The organism is Nodosilinea sp. LEGE 07298 (genome assembly GCF_015207265.1).
Lineage (GTDB): Bacteria > Cyanobacteriota > Cyanobacteriia > Phormidesmidales > Phormidesmidaceae > Nodosilinea.
Map to the genome: position 1 here is coordinate 1 of NZ_JADEXE010000248.1, position 10,087 is coordinate 10,087.

5 protein-coding genes are annotated in these 10,087 nt (G+C 49.7%); all 5 read right to left on the minus strand.

What is annotated here, in order from left to right; translation table 11 throughout:
* Window positions 1-102: 102 nt before the first annotated feature.
* A complete protein-coding gene (locus IQ273_RS25045) occupies window positions 103-663 on the minus strand; it encodes an NADP-dependent oxidoreductase (RefSeq protein ID WP_194025867.1) in 561 nt (186 codons plus the stop codon).
* A gap of 143 nt (window positions 664-806) precedes the next feature.
* Window positions 807-1,292 (minus strand): nuclear transport factor 2 family protein, encoded by a 486-nt coding sequence (locus IQ273_RS25050; protein ID WP_194025868.1) that lies wholly within the window; start codon window positions 1,290-1,292, stop codon window positions 807-809.
* 106 nt (window positions 1,293-1,398) lie between these two features.
* Window positions 1,399-2,910 (minus strand): GMC family oxidoreductase, encoded by a 1,512-nt coding sequence (locus tag IQ273_RS25055; protein WP_194025869.1) that lies wholly within the window; start codon window positions 2,908-2,910, stop codon window positions 1,399-1,401.
* A gap of 433 nt (window positions 2,911-3,343) precedes the next feature.
* On the minus strand, window positions 3,344-3,973 hold the full coding sequence (locus IQ273_RS25060; RefSeq protein ID WP_194025870.1) for a response regulator transcription factor: 630 nt from the start codon (window positions 3,971-3,973) through the stop codon (window positions 3,344-3,346).
* 12 nt (window positions 3,974-3,985) lie between these two features.
* Window positions 3,986-10,087: PAS domain S-box protein (locus IQ273_RS25065; RefSeq protein WP_194025871.1), on the minus strand; the 6,102-nt coding region annotated here is incomplete at its 5' end.

The window sequence follows — 10,087 nt, forward strand, 5'->3', positions numbered from 1 at the left end:
TTGACTCAATTGGTCTTGCAGTTGACGATACAAGAGGGGTGTTTCCATGAGACTGGCCTTGAGTTGGGGAATTCAAGCCTCTCATGAAATGCCCCTTCCCATCTACCCTGTCTCATTTGGGACTCCTTTCACAACAACCCTTTCAGGACTTTTCTGCACCACCAAGGCTATCTGACTAGCAAAGCCGCCCACTGCACCCAGTGGATTATTAATCAGAATCAGTTGTCCAGGTGATAGCGAGAGGGCTTTAACGGCTTGAAGAGCTGTAATACCGGCTAGAGGAATGGCAGCGGCAGTTACAAAGTTGATGGTTTCAGGCAGTTTCACAATCTGTGTTGACGGAACCGCAACGAGTTCTGCATGAGTACCTCTGCCGCTGGAAGGCTGCTCTGAAATCAGTACGACGCGATCGCCTCCAACAAAATCAGTCACACCATCTCCTACATCTTCAACAATTCCTGCGGCATCCCACCCCAAAATCATGGGAAAACGATGTGGTTCACTTGATAAAACACGCCCTTGTCGAACGCCAATATCAACAGGGTTCACGCTGGATGCATAGACTCGTACCAATACTTCGTTAATACCAGGTACTGGATCAGGCATTTCAGTCAGATATAGAACATCAGGTGTTCCATAATGGTCAAGAACAATAGCTTTCACTGCTTTTTTTAGGAATGAGGTGAACGAAGCTTGAGGTAGATAAATACTGACCGCTGAGAGTTGCTTGTTTGTGATGCAGAGTTTATCTGCGGTGGATGATAGACAATGCTATTGGGGGAAAGGATTTTAGCAACTCGCCAAGGTCACCAGAACTTTGCGCCGCTCAGGGCTGCCATGAACACCATCGGGTCCCAGTACTCGCGGTAATTGACGATCAACCCATTCTTGACAGTCACAAACGTGGCGTAGCTCATTTCATAGGGGTTGCCGTTGCTGATCACCCGGCCTGAGACGCTCCATTCGGCAATAGCCATGTTGGGGTCATCGGTAGAGTTGATCTTCAGCGTGGGAGTCCGCTGCACGTCAATGACGCTGGGATAGTTCTTCAAATACTCGTAGATAGCCGCTCGGCCCACCAGCTTTCTGGTCGCCACGTCGGGCGCGAAGGGGAATTCGAAGACGACGTTTTCGTCGCAGAGTTCAGCCCAGCCCTTAATATCTTTGGCGAGGAAAGTGTCCAGACTGCGCTTCAGCAATTGTGCTGCAGTCAGACCCTTGCCAGCCTCTTGCGTGTTTGCGTGTGCGGCGGTGGCGAGCGTGACGTCGCTTGTGAGATGATCTTGTGTCATGTGATTGTGTCCAAGTTGGGGTTAATAATGTGGACTTGCCCCTGCGGCAAATCTCAGAGCTATCGCTCTTTCGAGCGGGGTTGCTTTCACTGATTGCGTACTTCTCTTAGGCCATCCGGGCCGCGATGCTTTCGGCCAGCATCATAGTCGGGAAAGCCGTTGCGACGGAGGGCACGTCAGGCCAGATCGAGGCATCGACGACTCGCAGGCTCTTGACGCCACGAACGTGCCCGTCAATATCCACCACGGCCCCGGCATCGCGCGGTCCGCCCATGGGTACAGTGGAGGTCGGATGCTGATAGCTCAGCACAGAGGCCGCGAGCGTGGCGTTGATCGAAGCGCGATCGCTCTTTGCCGCGCCTGGTGCCAGTTCTGCATCCACCATATTGGCAAAAGGCTGCTGACGCGCAATGTCCCGGATGACTTCGACACCATCGACCAATCGCTCGCGGTCACCGCTGTCCGTCAGGAAGCCGAGATCGATGATGGGCGCAGCATAGGGATCACGGCTGGCGATGGTGAGGGAACCCACGGAACGCGGTCTCACGAGCGCAGCAAACAGCAGGAACATCGCGCCGTCGGAAGTCTGCCCATCGTCGGGCAGGGGCGCGGTGCTGATGTTTAGATCTGCCTCACCGTTCGTCGCGTGGTTGGATGCCGTCCACAGCATTGCGCCGATGGGTGGATACGGAAGGCCTACTGCTTCCTTGCGAATCGACCAGACGGTCGGAATCATCGGGTGATCCTGTAGACGGCGACCGACCGGCAGATCGGACACGACCGGGATGTCAAGGCCTCGCAGCACCTCAGAGGGGCCAATGCCGGAACGCATCAGGATCGCCGGGCTAACATAGGTGCCCGCTGAAAGGATGATTTCACCCGCTAGGATGCTCGCCCCGCCCGCCAGTCGGACGCCTTGGGCCTGGCCATGCTCCACTAACACGGCATCGACCAGCGTCTCGTCACGGATGGTCAGATTAGGTCGGGCGCGCACCGCATCGCCCAACAAGGTCATTCCTGTGTTAAGCCTCACACCCATGCGGGTGTTCATCACACAGGGACCAACGCCCAACGGCTGCCCCGTCGTAAAACCCGATGTGCGCTGGTAGCCCGCCGCCAGTGCCGACGCGATCAAGTCGCGATGCTGGTCAGACACTTCTTCATCGCCGAGCTGGTGGATGGGGAAGCAGCCGTCGCGGCCGTCGCCGCCAGTGCCGGAGGTACGCTCCAGCGAACGATAGAAGGCCTGCGAGCTTTGCCAGTTCAAGGCGTCGAGGTCATGCGCCTTGGCCCAGCGATCGTGGTCGTATTTCGGCACCCGCATCGCCACTGCACCGTTGATGGCAGACGAGCCACCCAGCACCTTGCCGCGGTTGAGTTGAAGCCTTCTGCCCAGCACGCCAGGCTCGCTGTAAAAGCCCCAGTCGTGCGGCGGATCGCCACCCACCAGGTCCTGACGGCGGACTGGGTCGGGATAGGCGTTTGGGGGATAGGCCTTGCCCGCTTCGATCAGCAAGACATGGCGAGATGGATCAGCACTCAGGCGATTGGCCAGCACTGCGCCAGCGGATCCGCCACCGACGATGATGACGTCAAACATTGTCTGATTGCCTTTCATTTCATTACTCCTGTAGGATCAATCAGCAGCAGCACGCTGTCATTGGGATCGATCATTGTGTCGATGGTGTTGCTTATGGGTTTGTCTCCTTTTTGATTCAAATTCAATTTAGTAGGGGTAGATTCCCCTCCGCTCTGCGGCAAACAGGACAAACTGCCATCCGAAGCTTTAGGTTCGGCAGCAGATCCTAGCCCCGTCTGCTTGCAGCGGGGTTCATTGATTCAATATCGTTTTTTCCTAGCTATCTGGGGCGTGTCCAGTTCTAGTACTCAGCTTCTTTCGGAATAAGTTCAATATAGGAGATCGCTTTCAAGCCGTCTTCTACAGTGAGTTAACTCTTTTACAGTACAAATTGATAGAGTAACTTTGCGATCGCAAAGTAGAAGGCCGGCTCTAACTTAAGTTAGACTCTCAACTCGATCGAAAGTACACCCTACAAACTCACGATGCCGCGTTTAACAGCAACAATCACAGCTTGAGTGCGATCGCTGACATCTAACTTATTCAAAATTCGATTGACATGGGATTTCACCGTGCCTTCACCGATACTCAAAGCAGTCGCAATATCGGCATTGCTCATCCCCTGTGCTAGTGAACGGAGTACTGCCAGTTCTCGTTCACTCAGTTCTGGGTTGCTGAGTCGCTGTACTAACTTTGCTCCCACATCGGGCGGAATGTACTTCTGACCTCGATGAACGGTACGAATCGCGTTTAGAAGCTCGTCCGGTTCCGTTTCTTTCAACAGGTATCCTTTTGCGCCTGCCTGCAATCCCCGGTAAATATCTTCGTCACTATCATAGGTGGTTAGTACAATAATCCGAGCCGATTTAGCAGCAGCACAAATTGCACCGATGGCGGCCACTCCTTCCATTTCCGGCATCCGCAGATCCATGAGTGTGATATCCGGTTGGTGTTCCCCAAATAGAGCGATCGCCTGTTCCCCATTTTCGGCTTGGGCAATCACGCTCATATCTGGGTCACGGTTAATAATCGTGGCTAATCCTTGCCGAAAAATAGCGTGATCATCCGCAATTAAAATTCGAATGGGCGTGGCTTGGCTCATCGTAATGCTCACTCAAGGGTTGACGGTGACAATAATTTCTGTTCCCTGCCCAGGTTGACTCCTAATCGTCAGTTGTGCGCCGATGCGCTCTGCCCGTTCGCTCATGCCGAGTAAGCCAAAACCCTCAGAGGATGAAATACTCCCAACGCCAAAGCCTCGTCCATTGTCTCTCACGCGCAAGCAAACTTGATCGCGATCATAGACTAGCTGCACTCGAATTTCGTCAGCATTTGCATGTTTAGTCGCATTGGTTAGGGCTTCCTGCCCCATCCGCAGTAGGTTACTCTCGACTTCAGTGGGGAGAGCATACACTGTCCCCTCAATCTCATAATGTAGAGTGGTATCCATTGCGGCAGTTCTAGTTTGAGCGATGAGACTGTGTAGAGCACTCTGTAAACTGCCCTCCTCCAAAAGCTGAGGACGGAGCGCTATTACCGATCGCCGCGCTTCAGTCAGTCCAGTTCGCGCCAATTCTTTGATCAGGTCTAGGTGTGCTTGAGTTGCTTCTACATCATCCGTTAGCACCTGGCTTGCCGCTCCGACCTGAGCCAAAATGCCTGTAAACGACTGAGCGAGTGTGTCGTGAATTTCGCGTGCCATACGGTTGCGCTCCTCTAAAATTGAGGCTTCTTTTGCTTGCTTCAGCGCCGTAATATCTCGTGCCAGCAAAATCACCTGGTCGTGGTCGATTGGAGCAATGCGAACCGAAAACCAGATTTCTCGCCCAGCTTTCCAGCGGCTGTATTCAATGGTAAGGATTTGCTGGGTTCTCAGCACCTGCTGCATGCAACTCAGGAATTCATCAGCTTGTTCCTTGGCAAGGAGTTGATGCAGTGTTTTACCAATCTGCTCCTCGATTGGTCTACATGTCTGCTTGGGCTCTCTCTCGACTACATCGAGTACTTGCCCTTCAGCAGTTAGTACATACAGCGGATCGGGAATTGCCTCAATTAGAGTCCGTAGCTTTGTCTCTGAGGCTTGTAGGGCTTCTTCTGCCTGCTTGCGATCGCTAATATCCGCAATCACCCCTTCGACGTATCCATTGGCTGCATTCAGATAAGAAGAGGTAAGTCCCCAGAAAACCGTCCCATCTCGTTTTCGCAGCTGTGCTTCATGGCTTCGCAGTTCCCCATCCCGCTTCATCACCTCAACGGCTTGTTGGCGATCGCTGGGATTGACCCAATAGCCTATGGTGTGTTCCAGCCCAATGATCTCTTGGGGTGAATCAAAGCCAAGCAGCTCTGCAAAGCATTGATTGGCATCGAGAATTAATCCATCTGAGATGCGGTTTCGGAAAATGCCGACCTGCGAGTTTTCAAAGATAGCTCGGAACTTAGCTTCACTGCGTTGTAATGCCTCTTCTGCCTGTTTACGATCGCTAATATCTGCAATCACGCCATCGATATATCCATCGGCTGCATTCAGATAGGAAGAGAAAAGTCCCCAGAACACTGTCCCATCTCGTTTTCGCAGTTGTACTTCATAGCTTGGCACTTCCCCATCTTGCTTCAGCAACTCAACGGCTTGTTGGCGATCGCTGGGATTGACATAATAGCTTGCGGTGTGTTCAAGCCCAATCATCTCCTCGGGTGAGTCAAAGCCATACAGATTGGCAAAGCGTTGATTGGCATTGAGGATTAACCCATCCGAGATGCGGACTCGGACGATGCCGACCTGAGAGTTTTCAAAAATAGCTCGGAACTTAGCTTCACTGCGTTGTAAAGCCTCTTCTGCTTGTTTACGCTGGGTGGTGTCATTGCCAACCGATAAGATTTCAACGACCTCTCCCTGGTCATTGAAGATGGCTTGATTTGACCAAGCCATCCAAACTCGCCGTCCGTCTCGACACAGATTTTCACCCTCGCCTTGCGGGTACGATTGAGGATTACGGAGTAAATCGTAGACCATGGATCTCACATCGCGTCCAGAGAGTTCGGCTTCTGGAATGATGGTTTCAAATAAGGTTCGCCCTAAAATCTCATGTTCTTCATAACCCAGGAGTTTTACCCCATAATCGTTGATGTAATGAATCCGTCCTTGCGTGTCATAGCGAATGATGACTGAATTCGCGGTTTGCAGCAGGTTGCGGTAATTGGCCTCACTTTGCCGTAACGCAGCAGTTTGTTCTGCGACCTGTTGCTCTAAAGTACGGTTGTAGTCGGCTAGGAGTTTCTCGGCTTGTTTGCGCTCTGTAATGTCTTGAAAGGTAGCGATCGCATAGGTGATATTGCCCTGTTGATCAAAAACTGGTGTTCCCCGTGCCTCAAGTAGAATTGTGGCCTGATCTCGACGAATTTCTATATCTTCAGTCCTGATGCGTTCGCCCCTTAATGCCCGCACAATAGGCAAGCTCTCCGCTGGATAAATTTGATCCGTTCCCGCTACATAAAGCTGATAAGCCTCTGAGAGCTGCTCCGGTGCGATGGAAGGATCAGTTTCTTTGCCTATGAGTTGATTGCCGCATTGGTTGGCATAGTAAGGGCAACCCTTCGCATCCACGATCGCAATTCCCACCGGAATCGCTTCGAGGAACTGGGTGATCTTGCTTTCCTTAGCTTGTAGTTCTGAGTAAAGGTTGGCATTTTCGATGGCGATCGCGGCTTGAGTCGATAATAGCTGCAAGACCTGCGATCGCTCTGGTGTAAATACTCCAGCAGCTAACCGATTTTCTAAATACAATACACCGACCAGCTTGGCTTGATTTAGCAGCGGCAGACAGAAAACAGATTGAGGCTGGTTCTGTTGAATGTATGGCTCATTAACAAAAGCACCTTCATGAGTCGCATCATTTAAGGTGATAGGCTTCAGAGTCCGAATCACGTATTGAATAATTGATTCTGGCAATTGATCGACAATTGGAATAGACGGCAACAGCTGAGTCGCACAAGAATTTTCATCGGTATTGAGTTCACAAGCCGCTTCGATTAACCATTCTCCTGAGTTTTCTAAAATCAGATATCCGGTTTGTGCGCCAGCATACTCAATTACAGTCTGCATAAGTGATCGCAGCAGTTGCTTCAGTTCAATTTCACGAGAAATTGCCTGTGAAGCTTTCATCACTGCTGCTAAATCGAAAGCAGTATGGAAGGGATTAGAGATAGTTTTAGCAGTAATAGGAATTGATGTGGAAGCGGCTCCAGACGACTGAGAAAAGAACTGTGGATAGCGAGTTTCTAAGTCTTTAACTTTAGCAGTTGCGCCCCAGCGGTCATAGCAATAGTGCGCTTCTTTCATGTAGGTCTGAGCAAACTTTTCCCGACCTCGCGCCAGATAATGTTTTGCTGCTAATTCATAAGCTAATGCTTCTTCCTGGATATACTCATTTTCAGCAGCACCTGCGATCGCCCGTTCATAAAACTCTTCAGCCTCAAGAAATTGCCCTAAGACTCGCGCTTTCTCTGCCTCGACTAGATAAAATTGATGTAGATAATTCATTGGGGCATGTTCTGCCCATTTCTTCATCTTTTCTTGGTTGGCAATAACACAACTTAGCCAAGCTACTTTTTCAGAGTTTGAAGCATCGAGCAATAGGCTTAAAAGCGCTAGAGAATGATAGAAACAGAATACAGGTAAAAGCTTTATTGCCGACGCTTCTTCAAAATGTCGCCTTGCCAAAATAGCAGTCTGTACAGCTTGATGGTGTTCTTCAAACAGATAACACAACATGACTTTGTGCAAATAGAGTATTTGAATTGAAATTCCATCTTTAACTGCAATAGCGTGTGATAATGCCTCCTCTTCATTAAACACCCGACCAACTAAGCGACTGGGATTCTCAGACCTATCTAACAAATTAAGAATGGTCTGCCACACTATTGCAATCCAAGTCGAGGGGCTTTCCCGTCTGATCCGATCAACCGCTTTGCTGTAGGTTGCCGTTTTCTGTTCCAGCTGGGTGAGTTCCTCACCGACAAAAAACGAGTGGTGGCACACGGTATATGCAACATAACTAGCGATTTCAAAGTCTCCGGTTTCCACTCCTTCGTGATAGGCCTTAGCCAGCAGTGGTATCGTCTCCTTAAGATGTACTTTCCATTGCATAACATGGTAACTAAATATGTGTAATGCTTTAACCTTGCCTTTTTTGGTATTCAATCGTTCCGCTAAGCTAAGAGCCAATTGACCAAATTTATAGCCGAGTTCAATGTCTTGAACAACTCCACATAGAACAAACCCGTAGCCAGCACAGCCCAGTGGTGACCAGGTAGCATTGCCGTAGTTGATTGATAAATTCACCATTTTGCAAGCAACCAGTATCACCAGTGCTGGTGATGCTATGAATGCAGCAGACCCTATATTCGCTAGGATTGACATTGCTGCTAGCGGTTCTGGTGCAGTCATCTCTGGTAAATTAATCAAGTCTTCAATTTCTCGTTCAGCAAGTAGTGCCGCCGTTGACTCCAATCCGTCTCGAACATCTAACTCACTTGGATCTTCTGGTAAAATCACTCCTAGGAGCTTCAGCACTTCCAAGCCAATTTTTAGTGCTTCTTTCAGGTTGCCCTGTGACAAATATCTTTGAATGCTGCTATCGTAGACTTGCACTTTGTCAACCACTGTTTTGGCACGAGCTAGTACCACTTCCACCAACTGTTCCATCTCATCAAAGCAACCCTGGAGATACGCCGCTTCTGCTGCTTCTGAGTACAGCGCTAAGGTGAGATCATACTCACTCTGCCAACTCTCTGAATTGAGGAGTTGAAGCCCTGTAGTGAAATACTTAAAAGCTGCTTCATAAGCCGTTGCTGCCTTTGCTTTCTGACCTGCCATTAAATTCAATCTGGCAATTTCAGTTCGTTCTGATCGAGCAGTGAGTAGCTCAAGTCCTTGATTGAGATGATCGATGATTTCAAATAACCGATCAGATCGTTGCTCTGGTGAAGTTTTTTCGAGCAAATTGCGACCGATTTGGAGATGAACAACCTCTTTCTGCGATTCATCAATTAGAGCATAAGCCGCTTGCTGAACGCGATCATGCAGAAACTTATACTCTTGAACTAACAAGTCTTCGTCCAATTCAGACAAAGGTTGAATTAATCCCGCTTGTATTGGTGCTAGTAGATCCTGAAAAATTGCTTTCGGTGATTTTTCGCAAACGGTTCCTTCGGAGTTGCGCTCTGCGCTAAGCGCCAACGTTTCCAAATCAAATTCAGCCCCAGTACAAGCGGCGATGGAGAGAATTTGTTGTGTTGCTCCCGGCAATTTCTGCAATTGACGCAGTAGCAACTCCACCACATTATCGGTGATATCTTGAGCTTCGATCTCAGTTAAGTTCCACTGCCAACTCAACTGTTGGGAATCAAAGGTCAACAGGTTTTCGCTATGTAGCAGCTTCAAAAATTCACCCACAAAGAAAGGGTTGCCCTCGGTTTTACGCAACACGACTTGGGCTAAGGAACCAACGGTATCAGGATTGCGATGTAATGTCTCAGCTATCAGTTGAGTCAACGGTTCCATCGTTAAAGGAGTCAGGGTAATTTCTTGAAGCGCTGCTCCCTGGTTTCGCAAGCTCTCTAGCGTTAAGACCAACGGATGCGTTGGAGTCAGTTTGTTATCTCGGTAGGCTCCGATCAAAAACAGATACTGGATTTGCTCATCAAGTAAGATGAGTTCGATTAACTTCAAAGTCGCAGAATCGATCCACTGTAGATCGTCTAAAAAGATGACCAGGGGATGCTCTTTTGCACAAAACGCCCGCACAAATCTTTGAAACGTGAGATTGAAGCGATTCTGTGCCTCTGTTGCTTCAACTTCGGGTATGGGCGACTGCTTGCCAATGATTAACTCAACTTCGGGGATGACATCAATGATGATTTGTCCGTTGCTGCCCAGAGCAGTGAGCAAGCGCGATCGCCACACTTCCACCTGCTCATCCGGTTCGCTCAAGAGTTGCTGCACTAACTTTTGCAGAGCATCGATGATCGCGCTGTAGGGAATGTTGCGCCCAAATTGGTCAAATTTGCCAGAGATAAAATAGCCGTGCTTTGCTGTGATCGGTTTATGGAGTTCCTGCACCAATGCCGTTTTGCCGATGCCAGCATAACCGGAGACCAGCATCATTTCACGATGCGGTGGTAGGGTAATGTCTTCTTCTGCTCCCCCACTTCCCCACTC

Excerpts from the sequence above, each read along its gene's own strand:
- IQ273_RS25055 (WP_194025869.1), bottom strand. The coding sequence starts at position 2,910 with ATGAAAGGCAATCAGACAATGTTTGACGTCATCATCGTCGGTGGCGGA.
- IQ273_RS25060 (WP_194025870.1), bottom strand. The coding sequence starts at position 3,973 with ATGAGCCAAGCCACGCCCATTCGAATTTTAATTGCGGATGATCACGCT.
- IQ273_RS25050 (WP_194025868.1), bottom strand. The coding sequence starts at position 1,292 with ATGACACAAGATCATCTCACAAGCGACGTCACGCTCGCCACCGCCGCA.